Source organism: Curtobacterium sp. MCBA15_004 (assembly GCF_001865055.2).
Taxonomy (GTDB): domain Bacteria; phylum Actinomycetota; class Actinomycetes; order Actinomycetales; family Microbacteriaceae; genus Curtobacterium.
Genome location: NZ_CP126266.1, coordinates 1,140,535 through 1,157,631 on the forward strand (window position 1 = coordinate 1,140,535; position 17,097 = coordinate 1,157,631).

The following is a 17,097-nucleotide window of genomic DNA, read 5'->3' on the forward strand; positions in this document are numbered from 1 at the left end:
GCCCGCTACCGGTCGAGGTACGTCCAGCGCCCGGCGACCGCGGTGCCGAGCACGCGCATCGTGCGGAGCGTCGCCGACGATGCACCGAGCGGGTCGGTCGGCACGAGCACGAGGTCCGCGACGTCACCGACGGCGACGCTCATGCGGCCGTCCGTCGACCCGCGCCACGCGGCGAGTGGCGACATCCGCTGCTCGGGGTGCCACGGCTCGCGGCCGTCCCGGTCCCGTCCGACCGCGGCCGCCATCGCGATCCACGGGTCGAGCGGTGCGACGGGCGCGTCCGAGCCGAGCCGCATGCGCGCGCCGGCCCGCTCGAGCGCGGCGAACGGGAACGCGCGCCCGGTCCACCCGGCCCAGTACCGGTCGGCGACGTCACGGTCGTCCATCGCGTGCTCGGGTTGCACCGACGCGACGACGCCGAGCCGCGCGAACCGGTCGACGTCCTCGTCGAGGAGCAGCTGCGCGTGCTCGACGGTCCCGCGCGCACCGACGGTCTCGAAGGCGTCGAGTGCGAGGCTGACCGCCCGGTCGCCGATCGCGTGCACGGCCGGCACGAGCCCGCCGTCGACGGCCCGGCGGAGCAGTGGGACGAGGTCCTCGGGCGCCCACGTGAGCAGTCCGGCGCCGTCGGCGGTCGCCGCGGTCCGGGTGCCGAGCGAGCCGTCGGTGATGACCTTGAACGGCCCCATCGTGAGCAGGCCCCGGGTGCCGGGCACGACGTCGCCGGTGCGCAGACCCCGGGCGAGCAGGTCGTCGAGCTCGGCCGGGTAGACGCCCGACGCGACGCGGATGCCGTCCGTGCCGGCCGCGATCCGGCGTGCCCACCGGTCGAGTCCGAAGGCCATCTCGAGGTCGACGACGGCCGTGACCCCGCGGGTCGTCGCGGCGTCGACCGCGTCGGACACGGCGGCGTCGAGCACCGTGTCCGGCACGCGGGAGAGCGCGCCGGTCACGTCGAAGGCGTCCTGCTCGCGCAGGACGCCGTCCTCGCCGGCCGGCAGGGCCCGCCCGAGCACGGCGGCGAAGTGCGCGAGGGCGATCGCGTTGCACCAGACCGCGTGCAGGTCCGCGCTCACCACGACGACCGGGAGGCCCGGTGCGGCCTGGTCGAGCAGCGTGCGTCGGGCGGGGCGCGGCCAGGTCCCGTCGCGGTACCCGTGCCCGACGAGGACCGAGCCGTCGCGCACGCCGGTGGCCGCGACCGCGAGGCGGTCGGCGGCGGCCTCGGCGGTGGTGCAGTCCGCGACGTCGACGCGGCCGCGCACGAGGGCCCACTGGTCGAAGTGCACGTGGTGGTCGACCAGGCCGGGGCCGAGCCAGGCGCCGTCGGTCTCGACCACCTCGGTGTCGGTGCCCTCCGGCACGTCGACGGTCCCGGTGGGCGCGATCGCGGTGACCCGCCCGTCGACGACCAGGACGTCGGCGGGGGCGCCGGTGGTGCCCACGCGGCGGACGGTGCGGAGCAGGGTCGCGGTCACCGTGCCTCCCGTCCGTCCGCGCGCGCGCCGCGCACCCGGTCCATCTCGTCGGCGAGCGCCGGGGCGGCGTACGGGCCGTCGCCGCGCAGCGCCTCGACGATCCGGTCGACCACCTCGGGGGCCTTGTTCTGCGAGAGCTTGGCGCGGGCGTCGAAGCGGGTGACACGGATGCGGATGCCGACGGTCCCCTTCGCGATCCGGCGGGCGGTGTCGAGGTCGACGTCGAGGGAGGTCGGCTCCGGCATGACCTGCTCGAAGTGGTCGACCAGCTCGCCGAGCACCCGGAGGTTCTCGTCGTCGGACAGGACCTCCGGCGTGCCCCACAGGTGCGCGGTGACGTGGTTCCAGGTCGGCACGAACTGCTCCGGTGGATACCAGGCGGGGGAGACGTAGCCGTGCGGGCCCTGGAACACGACGAGCACCTCGTGGCGACCGAGCTCGTGCGCGACCTCGTCGGGACGGCCGACGTGCGAGACGAGCACGATCGCGTCCGGGTCGTCGTCGGGGCCGGGTGTCTCGAGCAGCACCGGGTAGTGCGAGGCGACGACGCCCGCCTCGGTGGACGACACGATCGTCGCCCAGGGGTTCTCGGCCACGACGCGCTTGACCTCGGTGACGTCGGTCATCAGGAAGTGGGGTGTGTGCCGCATCCGACGAGCGTGGCACATGCCAGGCTGGTCGGTATGGAGAAGCGCGCCGCGTACGAGTCCGTCCTGCCCTACGTCCGCGAGTGGATCGGGTACAAGGTGTGGCAGCTCCGGCTCCCCGGGGTGCAGGTCGCCGTCGGGTTCGAGGGCGAGGAACTGTTCGCCGAGGCCTGGGGCTACGCCGACGTCGAGGCCGGCCGCCGCCTGACCACCACCGACCTGTTCCGGATCGCCTCGCACTCCAAGACCTTCACGGCGACCGCGCTGCTCCAGCTCGCCGACGCCGGACGGCTGCGGCTCGACGACACGGTCGGGTCCTTCGTGCCGGCCCTCGTCGACGCCGGCTCCCCGGTCGCGGACGCCACGGTCCGCGAGCTCATGGAGATGGGCGGCGGGGTGGTCCGTGACGGTGCCGACGGCGACCACTGGGCCCTCGCGCACCCCTTCCCGGACGCCGAGCAGCTCGTCGCACTCGTCGTCGAGGGTGGCTCGAAGGTGCCCGTCGGCTCCGCGTTCAACTACTCGAACCTCGGCTACGGCCTGCTCGGGCTCGTGGTCGAGGCCGTCACCGGTACCACGTACGCCGAGCACGTGCGCGCGGCGATCGTCGAGCCGCTGGGCTTGACCGGCACCGGACCGGAGTTCGACCCGGCCCGCGAGGACGAGTTCGTCGTCGGCTACACGGGCCTGCACACCGCCCGCACCCGGCAGCGGGTGCCGCACGTGACGACCGGGGCGCTCGCCGCGGCCACGGGGTTCCACGGGACCGCCTCGGACCTGGTGCGGTACTTCTCGGCGCACGTGCCCGGTCGCGGTGACCTGCTGTCCGACCACGCGAAGCGCCTGGCACAGCGGAAGGCCTGGAGCGCCCTCGACACCGACCCCGCAGCGCGCGGGTACGGCGCCGGCTTCATCGTCGACCGGATCAACGGGCGCGAGGTCCGCGGGCACTCCGGTGGCTTCCCCGGCCAGATCACCCAGTCGGTGTTCGACCCGGCGTCGTCGCTCGTCGTCTCGGTGCTGACGAGCAGCGCGACCGGCCCCGCGGGGATGCTCGCGAACGGCATCGTGCACCTGCTCGACACCGCGGCCGACGAGCACCCGGCCGGCCCCGACCTGCCGGCGGACGTCGACACCTCCCGGTACACGGGACGCTTCACCACGTTCGAGGGCATCACCGACTTCGCCCGCGTCGGCGGCCGGCTGCTCGCGATCGACCCGACCCAGCCGGTGCCGACCGAGTCCCCGGTGCGGCTCGACGTCGTCGACGCGGACACCCTGCGGATGGCTGCCGGCAACCGCTTCGGCTCGATCGACGAGCTCGTCACGTTCACGCGCGACGAGTCGGGCGCGGTCGTCTCGGTGCGGGGCGACAGCGGCATGACCCACCGCCCGTGGTCCGTCCCCGAGGAGACCCCCGAGGTCGCCGCCGCCCTCGTCTGACCCGCGGCCGCCCCCGACCGCGGCGGCGACGACAACGGTCTGTGGGGCGCGGCGGCGACGGCAGGACACGCGTCGTCCGTGACGATATCGGTGCGCGATCCCCGGGGATCGCGTACCGGGATCGTCACGAGCACAAGGCATCGGCGCCTCCCGAGGGCAGGACCCACGGGTCCGCCGGACGGTCGGTCCTCGGGGGCGTCACCCGCGCCAGCGCGCGCCGCATCGAGCTGACCCTCGCGAAGCCGAACGCGGTCGCGACGGACTCCTCGTCGCGTCCGTCGTCCAGGGCACGACGGATGCCGAGCGACAGGAACCACCGGCGCAGGGCGTCCGGGGTGCAACCGGTCGTGGCGCGGAACCGCCGCTCCGCCGTCCGACGGGACCCGCGCACCGTCGTCCTGAGCAGGTCGGCGACCGAGCGCGCCGCGCTGCTGCCGGTGTCGGTGTCGGTGTCGGTGTCGGTGCCGGTCCCGGTGTCGGCGAACAGCGCGTCGATGCACCGCAGCAGGCCGTTGTCCGTCAGGTACGCCGGCGGTTCGTCGCGCAGGACCGCGATCACCACGGCGCGGGCGAGCGTGTCGCGCTGCGCCGTCGCCCAGCGCTGGCCGGTCAGCGCCTCGACGTGGGCGAGTGCTCGGACGACGTCCTCGGACAGTGCGTCGACCGGTCGGGTGCGCAGGGGGCGGGTGAGGTCGAGGGCCTCGTCGGCGAGCGGGCCGGCCCGGACGCTGCCGACGTGCACCCCGGTGGCGTGGAACGGGTCGAGCGGTGCGCCGTCCGGCGCGGGCAGGGGACCGCGTGCCGTCCCCACCCTGACACCGGTGCAGACCGCGGCTCCGGCTCCGGCTCCGGTTCCGGCTCGGCTTCGGGTTCCGGTTCCGGTCCCGCTCCTCGCCCCGGTGCCGCTCGCGGGCACGAGCAGTGCGCTGCCGGGTCGCACGAGTTCGGCCCCGCCGTGCCACGCCACCCACACCGTCGTGTGCGTCGAGCTGGCGACCCACCGGAGGCCGTGCGACGGCGGGAGGTCGAGCGCCCAGTCGCCGTCGGCGCTGGACACCTCGCGGTCGTACCGGACGTCGAGCCCGACGACGTCGAGCAGGGCAGCGAGTGCATCGGTCACGCACCGACCGTGGCACCGCGGCGCGCGACGGACACCGGGTCGGGAGCGGTCTGTGGAGGAACCGGGGGTGGGGACAACCCCACCACGAGTCCGGGAGGCGGCAGGATGGGGCTCGAGCCCGCGCTCCGCGAGGCTTGCACCATGACCGACACCGACCGCCTCGACCAGGCCGAGACCGTCCCGCTGGACGACACCTCCGCCGCGTCCGACCAGGCACGCACCGTCCCGCTCGACGGCGCCGTGCCGCAGGGAGCCACGAAGCCCGTGCCTGAGCAGCCCGTGCCCGAGCAGCGCGCGCCCGAGCAGCCCGTGCCCGAGCAGCGCGTGCCCGAGCAGCCCGCGGCCGCACCGGCCGGGTGGTCGGAGACGCCCGCCGTGGGGTCGCTCGGTGGCCGAGGCGGATCGGGCACGACCGCGGGCGCGTTCTACCGCGACGCCTGGCGTCGCCTGCCGCGCGACTTCGGGTACATGGCGCTCACCGCCGTGCTGCTCTGCACGCTCTACGCGGCGTTCCCGGCGGCGCTCCTCGGCGGCGGGTTGCGCGACCTCTTCAACCCGTTCGTCCTGCTCATGTTCTTCATCGCGCTCTTCGTCGCGCGGTGGATCGGGCAGTTCGAGAAGGTCCGCATCGGCTGGGCCGACCCGCGGCCGATCCGCCCGGTCGACTGGACCCCGCGCTGGCAGCAGAACTGGTGGACGCGCACGGGATCGGCGGTCGCCAACCCGCACTACTGGCTGTACCTGCTGCACGCGGTGGTCGTGTACCCGCTCGCGGCGCTCATCACGGTCGGCACCGGCGTGCTGTTGGCCGTCGGGTTCACCTGGCCGCTCGCCGTCGGTGGGCTGTTCCTCGTGAACGACGTCCGGTCCGGTTACTCCGGGCCCACCGAGGCCAGCTTCGTCATCGGTGTCGCCCTCGCCGGACTGCTGTCGATGGCCGCCTCGGTCGTGCTGCTCCCGCTGTGGTCCCGCGGCTCTGTGCTCGCCCACTACTGGATCGACTTCGGCCTGCTCGGCGGGTTCCGCGCCGAGCAGCTCGAGCAGCGGGTCGCCGGACTGCAGGCCTCCCGTGCCGGCGCCGTGACGGCCGAGGGCCAGGCGCTCCGACAGATCGAGCGGGACCTGCACGACGGCCCCCAGCAGCGCCTGGTCCGGCTCCGCATGGACCTCGCGGCAGCCGAGCGCGCGATGGACCGCGACCCGGCGAAGGCGAAGCAGCTCATCGTCGAGGCGACCGAGCACGCCAAGGACGCCCTCGACGAGCTCCGCGCCCTGTCCCGCGGCTTCGCCCCGCCGATCCTGCTCGACCGCGGACTCGTCGCCGCCCTCGAGGCGCTCGTCGCCCGCACCCCGATCCCGGTCGGCCTCGACGTTCGCCTGCCCGAGGGACTCGAGCTCGGCACCGAGATCCAGCGCAACGTGTACTTCACCGTCAGCGAGCTCCTCACGAACACGACAAAGCACGCCGGCGCCTCGGCCGCGGGCGTCTACCTCGGGCTCATCGTCGACGCGTCCGGCGTCTGGTACCTCACGGTCAGCGTGACCGACGACGGTCGCGGGGGAGCACGCCCGCAGCAGGGCCACGGCATCGAGGGGCTGATGGGACGCATGCGTGCCCTGGACGGCGAGCTCATCGTGAACAGCCCCGACGGCGGCCCGACCGAGGCCACCGCGCGGATCCCGCTCGGTGCCCTGAACGGCGTGCCCACCGCACGCGCCTGAGCCCGGGGAGCGACACCGCTCCCACTAGGCTGGTCGGCATGAGCGACGGCCCGGATGCAGCACGCATCCGGGCCGTCGTCGTCGACGACGCCGTCCTCCTGCGCGAGGGGCTGTCCCGCGTGCTCGACGAGGCCGGCATCGACGTCGTCGGGCAGTACGCAGACGCGGATTCCTTCCTCGCGACCCTGCCGCACGACGCCCCCGACGTGGTCGTGATGGACGTCCGGATGCCGCCGACCTTCACCGACGAGGGGGTCCGCGCCGCCGTGCAGACCCGCCGCACTGCCCCGGGCACGGGTGTCCTCCTGCTCTCCCAGTACGTCGAGGCCACCTACGCCGAGGAGGTCCTCGCAGCCGGCGCCACGGGCATCGGCTACCTGCTCAAGGACCGCGTCACCCGACTCGACGAGATCGACGACGCCGTCCGCCGCATCGCCGCCGGCGGCACCGTGCTCGACCCCGAGGTCGTCACGCAGCTCATGGGCCGCCGTCGGGACCCGCTCGCCGCCCTGACGCCCCGCGAACGCGACGTCCTCGGGCTGATGGCCGAGGGCCGCACGAACGCCGCGATCGCCCGGGCGCTCGTCATCGGCACCGGCGCCGTCGAGAAGCACGTCACGAGCATCTTCGGCAAGCTCGGGCTCGAGGACACCGGCGCCGACCACCGCCGCGTCCTCGCCGTCCTGGCGTACCTCGGCTGACCGGCCCCGACCGTGCCCGTCCACCCGTGACCCGCGTCCCCGCACCGCTGCTGGCGCTCGCCGCGATGGTGTCCGTGCAGCTCGGTGCCGCGACGGCGAAGACCCGCTTCGACGAGGTCGGCTCGGTCGGTGCGGCGACGCTCCGGCTCGTGATCGGCGCCGTCGTCCTCGTGCTGGTGGTGCGTCCGCGCGTCCGGCACTGGACCCGGGCGCAGTGGACCGCGGCGGTGCTGCTCGGCCTGGCGCTCGGTGGCATGAACGTCCTCATCTACGTCGCGTTCGCGAGCATCCCGATCGGCGTCGCGGTGACGATCGAGTTCCTCGGCCCCCTGGCGCTGTCGCTCGTGCACACCCGGCGGTGGCGCGACGTGACGTGGGCGGCGCTCGCGCTCGCGGGCGTGGTGCTCCTCGGCGTCGGGCCCTCCGCGGTCACCGCGGTCGGTGGTGTCCTCGCCGCGATCGCCGCCGCGGCCTGCTGGGCGGGCTACATCGTGATGAACCGCCGGGTCGGTGCCGCGATCCCGGGGGTCGACGGCCTCGCGGTGTCGATGGTCGTCGCGATGCTCGTGTCGCTGCCGTTCGGCCTCAGCACCGCGGCCGAGGGCGTCGTCGCCGACCCGTCGCTGCTCCTCGTGTTCGGCGGTGTCGCCGTGCTGTCCAGCGTGCTGCCCTACGCCCTCGAGATGTCCGCGCTGCGCCGCATGCCGACCCGGGTGTTCGGCGTGCTGCAGAGCCTCGGTCCGGCGATCGCCGCCCTCGCCGGACTCGTGATCCTGCGCGAGGCGCTCTCGACGCTCGAGGTCGTCGCGCTCGCCTGCGTGACCGCGGCGAGCGTCGGCGTGACGCTCACCGCGCGGCGTCGGCGCGGGTCCGGTCCGACAGACACCCCCTCGGACGCCTGACCCCTCGCGTCGCGCACGGGACGGCCGGGAGGCGCGGCTCGCGTCGCACGGTCGGCTCACGTTCCGTCCCGTGTCGGCCGGGAGGCGCGGACCGCGTCACACCACCGGCCCACGCCCGCCCCGTGGCAGCCGGGAGGCGCGTCGCCGCCACGTCGGGACGCACGCCGCCACGTCGGGACGCACGCCGCCACGTCGGGACGCACGCCGCCGCGTCGGACGCTCGCCGGGCGGGCGACCGCACCACGTCGTGGACGCACGCGGCGAAGGCGGACCGCAGCCGCGCCTCCCGGCCGGTCCGTCGGCGCCGTGGCGCCGCGCTACCCGGCGCGCAGGAAGTCGGCGTACGTCGGCTCCGACCGGTCGCCGGACAGGAGCGCGGGGTCGTTCACCCGGCGTTCGACGAACGCGGCGACGACCTCCGGCGGGGTCAGCACGTGCGCCACCCAGGACGGCACCTCGGTCTTCTTCACGGTGCCTCCTCGGGTCGTGGCGCAGACGAACTACTCGATGATTGAGTAGTTCGGCCACTCCGTGTCCACCGAACGATCCTCGGGTGCGGGCCGGAAGTCAACGCGGTGCGTCAGGGGGACGGCCGTCGGTCCGTTCTGTCCGCAGAGCGCGGTGCTTCACGGCGGATCGCCAGACCCACGCGTCCGCCTGTTGTCCGAACTGCGCCCACTCGACCAGGACGGCGTCGCGGGTCCAGCTCTTCGCGAAGCCCTTCACGCGGATGTGGAACGTCGGGAACTGCACCCAGGCCCAGACCGGCGACGGGGTGACGGCGTGGCAGACGTCGGGCCCGCGGGCGTCCTCCGACAGGGAGTAGGCGCGCGGGCGTTCGACCTCCGGGTGTTCCGGGGGCTGCCACCGGTTCTCGCGACGCCGTCCCACCACGGTATTCGAACGTGTGTTCGAACCGGCGTCAAGTCCGGCGCGCGGCACTGCGGGCGGTGGATCGGCGGTGGGGCGTGTCGTTCCTTCTCCGAGTCGTGCGGTCCCCCGCAACTTCACCCCCAGAAGGGGAGGTTTGGTCAGGTTCGGTACGAGTGCATCGCTACCGTGAGCGGACCCACAGCCTCAACAGAGGCTCTACGAGAAAGACCGCATCACCATGATCTCCAAGAAGGCGCTCGGCGCCGCATCGCTCGGCGGAGTCCTCGCCGTCCTGCTGACGAGCTGTTCGACGCCGTCCGCATCCAACGTCAGTGCCGGCGCAGTCCAGGACGCTGCGACGCCTACGGCGTCGTCTGTGACGAAGGCCGACGGCGTCATGGCTCTCCCCTTCAACGCAGGGAAGCTGCTCGGCGGCAACGCCGCGCCGACGATCGCCGCGGGGGAACCTGGGCAAGTGTCCGTCGTGGCGACCGGACCGCTCGCGAAGGACGCAGCGCTCGGGAGCGGCGTCCTCACCTTCGCCTTCCGGAACAACACGGCGAAGGCGATCTCGCACGTCGACTTCACTGCCACGGCGAAGGCAGGGGGCAAGCTCGTCGCGAGCGGGTCGAGTCAGGACGTCGTCCCCGCTCAGGTGCAGCCCGGCGAGGCCGGGTTCGGGTTCATCTACTTCGAGGACGTCTCGTCCGTCCCCGACGCCGGTGTCGACTACGCGTTCCGTGCCTCGACCTCATCAGCCGACAAGTCCTCGTACAACACGGCTCCGCTGCGCGTGACCGAGGCGAACCACAACGGCACCTCGATCATCGGTGGAGCGGTCAACGAGACAGGTGCGCAGCTCACCGGACCGTACTCAGTGGGTATCTACTGCCTCGACGGTGACACCCTGACCGCCTCCACTGTGGACTTCGCCACCGAGGACGGAGACGTCGAGCCTGGAGGGACCGTGTCCTTCAGCCACGACCTGTACGAGACGAAGTGCGACACCTTCACCGTCGGCGTCTCGGGGTGGTTCAAGTGAGAACGAGCAGCGGGATCGTGGTGGGCCTCTTGTCCGTACTGGTGTTGGCGGGTTGCACCTCGACCGGCACGACGGCGTCATCACACGAGAGTGCGACGGGTACGAAGACGGCGAGCTCCGAACCGACCCCTGAAGCGGTGGTCATCCCTGACCTGTCCGGCGAGTGGAAGCAGAACAACTCGGCGAGTGACAGTGGCTGGATGACCGCCACGATCACTGCGGACACGATCACGGCCAACTTCGTGACTGACAGCGGGGACATGACGTCGCTGTTCTGGGTCGGGAGCTTCACAGCCCCCTCGGGTCCTGATCTGCCCTACACCTGGACGTCGACCCGCGACCAAGCGGCGACCGAGTCAGCTCTGCTCGCGTCCAGTGACGCGACCAAGGACTTCGTGTACGACGACGGCGAGATCAGTTTCCCCGTGACCATCGCGGGCAGCACTGCGACCGTCCGGTTGTCGCACCAGTAGGCAGGATTGCGGCCGCCCTCAGTTCCTCCGGGTACGAGGGCGGCCTCACTGGCTGGACATCTCCGCTCGGGCCAGGAGGAAGCCGCAGCGGGCCGTGGGGAAGGTGTGTCACGCGTTGCCCGAACCTCGCGGCTGACCGTGCGCGACTTGTGGAGGGGATGACGGGAATCGAACCCGCGTGGCCAGTTTGGAAGACTGGGGCTCTACCATTGAGCTACATCCCCGCGCAGCGACCGTGATCGCAGCGCCACCATCGTAGCGGACGAAGCCCCACCGACATGCCACCTCGCGTCACGCTCCCGCCGACCGATGCCGACGCGCGGACGATCCGGCGCTCACGGGTGGCCTCGTTCCTGCTCCTGACGGCCGCCGCGGTGGTGTTCTCGCTCCGGCCGGAGGTGTTCGGCGACCCGCAGGGCGCACCGTGGCACGCCGTGCTGCACGTGTGGCGGATCGTCGTCGGCATCGTGCTCGTGGTCGCCGCGCTCGGGGTGCAGGTCGCCGTGGGTGTGCAGTGGCGACGGGTGCTCCGGCGACGTGCCGAGGGCGATGCGGACGGGCCCGCCACGCCGCCCGGGAACCAGTCACCGACGGACCGCTAGACTCGTCGCGGTCGTGCGTGCCCTCGTGGTGCGCGCGACGACCCTGGCCCAGTCACGGGGCGTAGCTCAGCTTGGTAGAGCGCCCGCTTTGGGAGCGGGAGGTCGCAGGTTCAAATCCTGTCGCCCCGACCAGGTCCACTCGAACGTCAACCAACAGGAGTACATCCCTTGGCCACCAGCACCGTCGACAAGGTGAGCGACACCCGCGTCAAGCTCACCGTGAACGTGACGCCGGAAGATCTCAAGCCGAGCATCGACCACGCGTACAAGCACATCGCCGAGCAGATCAACATCCCCGGCTTCCGCAAGGGCAAGGTCCCGCCGGCCATCGTCGACCAGCGTGTCGGCCGCGGCGAGGTCCTGAACCACGCCGTCGGCGACGCGATCGACACCTTCTACCGCCAGGCGGTGGAGGAGCAGGAGCTGCGCATCCTCGGCCGTGCCGAGGCTGACGTCGCCGAGCTCCCGAACGTGAAGGACTTCACGGGCGACCTCGTCCTCACCTTCGAGGTGGACGTCCGCCCCGAGTTCGACCTGCCGAAGTACGACGCGTACGAGCTGACGGTCGACGCGGTCGAGGTCTCCGACGACGAGATCGAGGAGGAGCTGCAGAACCTGCGCACCCGCTTCGGCACGCTCGTCACGGTGGACCGTCCGGCCAAGACCGGCGACTTCGCCCAGATCGACCTCACCGCGACCATCGGTGACGACGAGGTCGACTCGGCCACCGGCGTCTCCTACGAGATCGGCTCGGGCGATCTGCTCGAGGGCATCGACGAGGCGCTCGAGTCCCTGACCGCCGGCGAGTCGACGACCTTCGAGTCGACCCTGGTCGGTGGCGACCGCGAGGGCGAGACCGCCCAGATCGCGGTCACCGTCACCGCCGTCAAGGAGCGCGAGCTCCCCGAGGCCGACGACGAGTTCGCCCAGATCGCCAGCCAGTTCGACACGATCGACGAGCTCAAGGCCGACCTCAAGGAGCAGATCGCCAAGTCCAAGACCTTCGGTCAGGGCGCGGCGGCTCGCGACAAGCTCGTCGAGAAGCTCATCGAGGACGTCGAGATCCCGATCTCCGCGCAGCTCATCGAGGACGAGGTGCACCGTCACCTCGAGCAGGAGAACCGTCTCGAGGACGAGGAGCACCGCAAGGAGGTCTCCGAGTCCAGCGAGAAGGCCTTCCGTTCGCAGATCCTCCTCGACGCCATCGCCGAGCAGGAGCAGATCCAGGTCTCGCAGGAGGAGCTCACGCAGTACCTCATCCAGGCCGCTGCGCAGTACGGCATGGAGCCCGCCGAGTTCATCAAGGTGATCGACCAGAACGGTCAGATCCCGGGCATGGTCGGCGAGGTCGCCCGCTCGAAGGCGGTCGCGACCGTCCTGTCGAAGGTGACCGTCAAGGACACCAACGGCGACGCCGTCGACCTCTCCGCCTTCACGGCGGGTGTCGCGCAGGAGCCGGCCGCCGACGAGGCGTCCGACGCCGACGAGGCCGCGGAGTCCGACGCGAAGTAACGCGCGCACGTCACGGACGGGAGGCACGGTGCCAGCTGGCACCGTGCCTCCCGTCCGTCGTCCGGCGCGGTTCCCGCGCCGTCCGCACCGCCCACAGCGAACAGGGGCGAAGTGCTGCGTTGCACCCGATAAGTTCGACATCAAGCGACAACTGAACGGGAGCTTTTCCATGGCCGAAGCGACACTGAGCCCCAGTGTTTTTGACCGCCTTCTGAGAGACCGGATCGTGTGGCTCGGCTCCGAGGTCCGCGACGACAACTCGAACGAGATCGCAGCCAAGCTGCTGATGCTCGCCGCCGAGGACCCTGAGAAGGACATCTACCTCTACATCAACTCGCCCGGCGGCTCGATCACCGCCGGCATGGCGATCTACGACACGATGCAGTTCGTGCCGAACGACATCGTCACCGTGGGCATCGGCCTGGCCGCCTCGATGGGCCAGTTCCTGCTGTCCTCGGGCACCCCGGGCAAGCGCTACATCACCCCGAACGCCCGCGTGCTCCTGCACCAGCCGTCCGGTGGCTTCGGTGGCACCGCTGCCGACATCCAGACGCAGGCCAAGGTCATCCTCGACATGAAGCAGCGGATGGCGGAGCTCACGGCCGAGCAGACCGGCAAGTCGATCGAGCAGGTCCTCAAGGACAACGACCGCGACAACTGGTTCACGGCGCAGGAAGCCCTCGAGTACGGCTTCGTCGACCACCTCCGCGCCTCGAGCGCCGAGGTCGTCGGTGGTGGCGGCACCGTGGGCGACGGCGAGACGCCGACCGCGGCCGCCGAGCCCGAGTCCCACTGACCACCACCGAAGAGAAGGAAACGAGAATGCACCTCCCCATGCTCGGTGGCGCGCAGAACGTCCCGGCTCCGTCCGATCGCTACATCCTCCCCAGCTTCGAGGAGCGCACGGCCTACGGCTTCAAGCGTCAGGACCCGTACGCGAAGCTGTTCGAGGACCGCATCGTGTTCCTCGGCGTCCAGGTCGACGACGCGTCGGCCGACGACGTCATGGCCCAGCTGCTCGTGCTCGAGTCGATGGACCCGGACCGCGACATCGTGATGTACATCAACTCGCCCGGTGGCTCGTTCACCGCGATGACGGCGATCTACGACACGATGCAGTACATCCGCCCGCAGATCCAGACGGTCTGCCTCGGTCAGGCCGCATCGGCCGCGTCGGTGCTCCTCGCTGCCGGTACCCCCGGCAAGCGTCTGGCGCTGCCGAACGCCCGGGTGCTCATCCACCAGCCCGCCGTGCAGCAGGGTGGCGGTCAGGCGTCGGACATCGAGATCCAGGCGGCGGAGATCCTCCGCATGCGCACCTGGCTCGAGGAGACGCTGTCGAAGCACTCGAACAAGACGGCGGCCGAGGTCAACAACGACATCGAGCGCGACAAGATCATGTCGGCGCAGGAAGCCCTCGAGTACGGCCTGATCGACCAGGTCCTCACGAGCCGCAAGAACCTGCCGGCGCTCGTCAAGTAGCGCGCCACGACGAAGGCCCCGCACCGTCCGGTGTGGGGCCTTCGTCGTGCGCGGGGTGCGTGCGGGTCGCGTCCGTCGCGTGGTGCGACGTGCCGGACGGGAGGCGCGGTGCGGGTCCGGTGCGTCGGTGCACGTCGACGTCGGTGTCGGTCGTCGTCGGTGCCGGTCGACGTCGGTGCCGGTCGACGTCGGTGCACGTCGACGTCGGTGCCCGGTCAGTCCTCGTCGGGGTCGTCCGGCGCGGGGGCGGGACGACGGCGCAGGAGCAGCAGGACCGCGACGACGAGCCCGACGAGCACGACGCCGCCGGCACCGATCCACAGCGCGTCCGACGCGGTCGAGTCGCCGCCCGCGGTCGTGGTGCCCGGGTCCGACTCGGCACCGGCGGTCGCACCGCGGTCCGTCGCGCACGTGGGCGGCTTCGTCGCGCCGACTGCGGGGGAGAAGCCGGCGGGGGCGTCCCACGTGAAGTCGTAGCGGTCCGAGACGGTGTGGCCGTCGGCGGACACGATCTGCCACTCGACCTCGTACTTCCCGGAGGCGCCGAGCGCGGCCTTCGTGGTCATCGACGGACCGTCCACCGCGACACAGCCGTCCTCGTAGTACCGGCCGTCGGGTCCGAGCACGCGGAAGGCGAAGCCCGAGTCGGAGCCGCCGATCGCCAGGAGCCGGTCGTTCGTCGTGATGTCGAACCGGTCGGGCAGCTCGGTGAGCGTCCCACCGACCGCCGGGGTCGAGGACACCAGGTAGTTGTGCGCGCTGGCGGGGGCGGCGAGCCCGAGGACCGCGCCGCCCGCGATCGCGACCGACGCGGCGGACGTGGCCACGAGCCTCCAGGCCGACCGCCGACCGGCGTCGGACCGCCGGACACCCGTCCGACCCGCCACGGGCGTCACTTGGTGGTGTTCCGTGCGCCGGCGTCGCGGCGACGCGTGGCGGCGACGGCGACGACCAGGCCGACGGCGCCGACGACCAGGCCGCCGAGGCCGAGGAAGCGGCCGACCAGGTCGGGGCCGCCGGTCGTCGCGGACGCCGTGCTCGCGGTCGCCGTGGTGGCGTCGTCGTCACCCGTCGACGAGGACGCGGCGGTGAGGACGATCGAGGGGGCCGGGTGCTCGGGCTCCTCCTTGCCGGTCTGCTGCTGGTCCCAGTCGGTCGAGCCCTGCTCGCAGGTCTGCACGACCGGGAACGACACCCGGTCGCCGGGCTTGCCGTCGGGCAGCGAGAACGACAGTGCGAAGGTGTCGCGTTCGTCGGCGGGGAGCGGGGTCTTCGCCGTGTACGTCACGCTCGTGACGCGCTCGGCGGGGGCGGCCTCCTCGTCGCTGCTGCTGCTCGACGACGAGCTCGTGTACGGCTCGGTGGTCTTCGTGATGGTCCAGTTCGGGTTCACGGTCGGGGTGACCTCGATCACCGACTTCGGCACCGAGAACTCGAGCTTCGTCGTGGGGGAGCCGTCGCAGCCGTGCGGGACCGAGAACGTCGCGGTCGTGTACGAGTTCGCGGCGGTCGACGTGGCGTCGGCCTCGACGTGCGCGCTGGCGGCGCCGGCGGTGCCGAGGACGATCGCGGCGGTGACGCCGAGGGTCGCGGTGCCGACGAGGGCGAGGCGCTTGGTCATGGGGTCCTCTCGATTTCTACAACTTGTAGAGCAGCGGTGGCAACGGTACCAGGTGCGCACGCCGTGGGCGAACGAGCCGGGACAGACCGGGTGGCGTCGCCGTCGGTGTCACCGGATGCGGTTAGGCTCGGAGCACCGGGCGGGTCACCTGCCCGCATCGGTCAACCAGGGAGGGCACCGACATGGCACGCATCGGGGAGAGCGCTGACCTGCTCAAGTGCTCCTTCTGCGGCAAGAGCCAGAAGCAGGTCCAGCAGCTCATCGCCGGGCCGGGTGTGTACATCTGCGACGAGTGCGTCGAGCTGTGCAACGAGATCATCGAGGAACGCCTGGCCGAGGCCGGCGAGGACACCGCGAGCGGCGACTTCGAACTGCCGAAGCCGCGCGAGATCTTCGACTTCCTGCAGGAGTACGTCATCGGGCAGGACCCGGCGAAGCGTGCCCTCGCGGTGGCCGTCTACAACCACTACAAGCGCATCCGTGCGCAGGGGCAGATCACCGCTGCCGAGGACCGCGACGACATCGAGATCGCGAAGTCGAACATCCTGCTCATCGGGCCGACCGGCTGCGGCAAGACCTACCTGGCGCAGACGCTCGCGAAGCGCCTGAACGTGCCCTTCGCGGTCGCCGACGCCACGGCCCTGACCGAGGCCGGCTACGTCGGCGAGGACGTCGAGAACATCCTCCTCAAGCTCATCCAGGCCGCCGACTACGACGTCAAGCGCGCCGAGACGGGCATCATCTACATCGACGAGGTCGACAAGATCGCGCGGAAGGCCGAGAACCCCTCGATCACGCGCGACGTCTCGGGCGAGGGCGTGCAGCAGGCGCTGCTCAAGATCCTCGAGGGGACGACGGCATCGGTCCCGCCGCAGGGCGGCCGGAAGCACCCGCACCAGGAGTTCATCCAGATCGACACGACGAACGTGCTGTTCATCGTGGCGGGGGCGTTCGCCGGGCTCGAGGACATCGTGTCCTCGCGCGTGGGCAAGCGCGGCATCGGGTTCGGTGCGCCGCTGCACAGCCCGCTCGACCAGCAGGACCTGTTCGCCGACGTCCTGCCCGAGGACCTGCACAAGTTCGGCCTCATCCCCGAGTTCATCGGTCGTCTGCCCGTCGTGACCACGGTGTCGCAGCTCGACCAGGCGGCGCTCATGCAGATCCTGACCGAGCCGAAGAACGCGCTCGTGAAGCAGTACCAGCGCATGTTCCAGATCGACGGCGTCGAGCTCGAGTTCGACCGCGGGGCACTCGAGGCGATCGCGGACCTCGCCGTCCTGCGGCAGACCGGTGCTCGTGGGCTCCGGGCCATCCTCGAGGAGGTACTCGGTCCGGTCATGTTCGACGTGCCCTCGGACGACGACGTCGCCCGGGTGGTCATCACCCGCGAGTCGGTGCTCGAGAACGCGGCGCCGACCATCGTGCCCCGGCCGCGGGCGAAGCGCGTCGAGAAGTCGGCGTAGCGCGCGGTCCCGAGAC

18 protein-coding genes and 2 tRNA genes are annotated in these 17,097 nt (G+C 71.8%); 12 read left to right on the forward strand and 8 right to left on the reverse strand.

Annotated elements, in window-relative coordinates:
- Positions 1-5 precede the first annotated feature (5 nt).
- Both QOL16_RS05405 and QOL16_RS05410 read right to left on the reverse strand, forming a co-directional pair.
- A complete protein-coding gene (locus QOL16_RS05405; RefSeq protein WP_071285630.1) occupies positions 6-1,478 on the reverse strand; it encodes an amidohydrolase in 1,473 nt (490 codons plus the stop codon).
- Positions 1,475-2,128, reverse strand: coding sequence for an FMN-binding negative transcriptional regulator (locus QOL16_RS05410; RefSeq protein ID WP_071285631.1), 654 nt, complete (start codon positions 2,126-2,128; stop codon positions 1,475-1,477). Before QOL16_RS05410 ends, QOL16_RS05405 begins: the two co-directional genes overlap by 4 nt.
- A gap of 33 nt (positions 2,129-2,161) precedes the next feature.
- Here QOL16_RS05410 and QOL16_RS05415 point away from each other — a divergent pair, with 33 nt between their 5' ends.
- Complete coding sequence (locus tag QOL16_RS05415) at positions 2,162-3,568, forward strand: serine hydrolase (protein ID WP_071285633.1); 1,407 nt, start codon at positions 2,162-2,164, stop codon at positions 3,566-3,568.
- Positions 3,569-3,692: 124 nt separating this feature from the next.
- On the opposite strand, the gene QOL16_RS05420 is transcribed toward QOL16_RS05415, so the two are convergent.
- On the reverse strand, positions 3,693-4,688 hold the full coding sequence (locus QOL16_RS05420; protein WP_305411441.1) for a hypothetical protein: 996 nt from the start codon (positions 4,686-4,688) through the stop codon (positions 3,693-3,695).
- Positions 4,689-4,829: 141 nt separating this feature from the next.
- Here QOL16_RS05420 and QOL16_RS05425 point away from each other — a divergent pair, with 141 nt between their 5' ends.
- From QOL16_RS05425 to QOL16_RS05435, 3 genes are read left to right on the forward strand one after another with little or no spacing between them, the layout of a single operon-like run.
- Complete coding sequence (locus QOL16_RS05425; RefSeq protein WP_083395192.1) at positions 4,830-6,410, forward strand: sensor histidine kinase; 1,581 nt, start codon at positions 4,830-4,832, stop codon at positions 6,408-6,410.
- Positions 6,411-6,448: 38 nt separating this feature from the next.
- Complete coding sequence (locus QOL16_RS05430) at positions 6,449-7,111, forward strand: response regulator transcription factor (RefSeq protein WP_071245795.1); 663 nt, start codon at positions 6,449-6,451, stop codon at positions 7,109-7,111.
- Positions 7,112-7,137: 26 nt separating this feature from the next.
- Positions 7,138-8,013: a DMT family transporter gene (locus tag QOL16_RS05435; protein ID WP_083395190.1), complete on the forward strand. Its 876-nt coding sequence runs from the start codon at positions 7,138-7,140 to the stop codon at positions 8,011-8,013.
- Between the two features lie 317 nt (positions 8,014-8,330).
- Here the strand turns inward: QOL16_RS05435 and QOL16_RS05440 are convergent, their stop codons facing one another.
- Entirely contained in the window at positions 8,331-8,483 is a 153-nt protein-coding gene (locus QOL16_RS05440) for a hypothetical protein (protein WP_175473120.1), read from the reverse strand.
- Positions 8,484-8,580: 97 nt separating this feature from the next.
- Positions 8,581-8,904, reverse strand: a complete 324-nt coding sequence (locus QOL16_RS05445) for a hypothetical protein (protein ID WP_065960173.1) — start codon at positions 8,902-8,904, stop codon at positions 8,581-8,583.
- A 220-nt stretch (positions 8,905-9,124) separates the two neighbouring features.
- On the opposite strand from QOL16_RS05445, the gene QOL16_RS05450 reads away from it, so the two are divergent.
- Complete coding sequence (locus QOL16_RS05450) at positions 9,125-9,928, forward strand: hypothetical protein (protein ID WP_139266471.1); 804 nt, start codon at positions 9,125-9,127, stop codon at positions 9,926-9,928.
- 137 nt (positions 9,929-10,065) lie between these two features.
- Positions 10,066-10,401, forward strand: a complete 336-nt coding sequence (locus QOL16_RS05455) for a hypothetical protein (RefSeq protein ID WP_139266470.1) — start codon at positions 10,066-10,068, stop codon at positions 10,399-10,401.
- Between the two features lie 150 nt (positions 10,402-10,551).
- Here the strand turns inward: QOL16_RS05455 and QOL16_RS05460 are convergent.
- A tRNA-Gly gene (locus QOL16_RS05460) sits at positions 10,552-10,625 on the reverse strand.
- A 54-nt stretch (positions 10,626-10,679) separates the two neighbouring features.
- On the opposite strand from QOL16_RS05460, the gene QOL16_RS05465 reads away from it, so the two are divergent.
- From QOL16_RS05465 to QOL16_RS05485, 5 genes are all read left to right on the forward strand, one after another.
- Positions 10,680-11,003, forward strand: coding sequence for a hypothetical protein (locus QOL16_RS05465; protein WP_139266469.1), 324 nt, complete (start codon positions 10,680-10,682; stop codon positions 11,001-11,003).
- A gap of 55 nt (positions 11,004-11,058) precedes the next feature.
- Positions 11,059-11,135: transfer RNA gene (locus tag QOL16_RS05470), tRNA-Pro, on the forward strand.
- Positions 11,136-11,171: 36 nt separating this feature from the next.
- The gene (tig, locus tag QOL16_RS05475) at positions 11,172-12,515 is read left to right on the forward strand and encodes a trigger factor (protein ID WP_065960176.1); all 1,344 of its coding nucleotides are present in this window, start codon (positions 11,172-11,174) and stop codon (positions 12,513-12,515) included.
- A 169-nt stretch (positions 12,516-12,684) separates the two neighbouring features.
- Complete coding sequence (locus QOL16_RS05480; RefSeq protein ID WP_071245799.1) at positions 12,685-13,311, forward strand: ATP-dependent Clp protease proteolytic subunit; 627 nt, start codon at positions 12,685-12,687, stop codon at positions 13,309-13,311.
- Positions 13,312-13,337: 26 nt separating this feature from the next.
- Positions 13,338-13,997 (forward strand): ATP-dependent Clp protease proteolytic subunit, encoded by a 660-nt coding sequence (locus QOL16_RS05485; protein ID WP_065960181.1) that lies wholly within the window; start codon positions 13,338-13,340, stop codon positions 13,995-13,997.
- A gap of 215 nt (positions 13,998-14,212) precedes the next feature.
- Here the strand turns inward: QOL16_RS05485 and QOL16_RS05490 are convergent, their stop codons facing one another.
- Together QOL16_RS05490 and QOL16_RS05495 are read right to left on the reverse strand one after the other, a co-directional pair.
- Complete coding sequence (locus tag QOL16_RS05490; protein ID WP_071285065.1) at positions 14,213-14,824, reverse strand: copper resistance CopC family protein; 612 nt, start codon at positions 14,822-14,824, stop codon at positions 14,213-14,215.
- A gap of 65 nt (positions 14,825-14,889) precedes the next feature.
- The gene (locus QOL16_RS05495; RefSeq protein ID WP_065960185.1) at positions 14,890-15,618 is read right to left on the reverse strand and encodes a YcnI family protein; all 729 of its coding nucleotides are present in this window, start codon (positions 15,616-15,618) and stop codon (positions 14,890-14,892) included.
- 182 nt (positions 15,619-15,800) lie between these two features.
- Between QOL16_RS05495 and clpX the strand changes: the two genes are divergently transcribed.
- The gene (gene clpX, locus QOL16_RS05500; protein ID WP_065960188.1) at positions 15,801-17,081 is read left to right on the forward strand and encodes an ATP-dependent Clp protease ATP-binding subunit ClpX; all 1,281 of its coding nucleotides are present in this window, start codon (positions 15,801-15,803) and stop codon (positions 17,079-17,081) included.
- The last annotated feature ends 16 nt before the right edge of the window (positions 17,082-17,097 follow it).

Bases quoted from the DNA above. Each gene is read 5' to 3' on its own strand.
- QOL16_RS05430 (WP_071245795.1), top strand. From the start codon at position 6,449: ATGAGCGACGGCCCGGATGCAGCACGCATCCGGGCCGTCGTCGTCGAC.
- QOL16_RS05485 (WP_065960181.1), top strand. From the start codon at position 13,338: ATGCACCTCCCCATGCTCGGTGGCGCGCAGAACGTCCCGGCTCCGTCC.
- QOL16_RS05425 (WP_083395192.1), top strand. From the start codon at position 4,830: ATGACCGACACCGACCGCCTCGACCAGGCCGAGACCGTCCCGCTGGAC.
- QOL16_RS05415 (WP_071285633.1), top strand. From the start codon at position 2,162: ATGGAGAAGCGCGCCGCGTACGAGTCCGTCCTGCCCTACGTCCGCGAG.
- QOL16_RS05480 (WP_071245799.1), top strand. From the start codon at position 12,685: ATGGCCGAAGCGACACTGAGCCCCAGTGTTTTTGACCGCCTTCTGAGA.
- clpX (WP_065960188.1), top strand. From the start codon at position 15,801: ATGGCACGCATCGGGGAGAGCGCTGACCTGCTCAAGTGCTCCTTCTGC.
- QOL16_RS05495 (WP_065960185.1), bottom strand. From the start codon at position 15,618: ATGACCAAGCGCCTCGCCCTCGTCGGCACCGCGACCCTCGGCGTCACC.
- QOL16_RS05465 (WP_139266469.1), top strand. From the start codon at position 10,680: ATGCCACCTCGCGTCACGCTCCCGCCGACCGATGCCGACGCGCGGACG.
- QOL16_RS05450 (WP_139266471.1), top strand. From the start codon at position 9,125: ATGATCTCCAAGAAGGCGCTCGGCGCCGCATCGCTCGGCGGAGTCCTC.
- QOL16_RS05410 (WP_071285631.1), bottom strand. From the start codon at position 2,128: ATGCGGCACACACCCCACTTCCTGATGACCGACGTCACCGAGGTCAAG.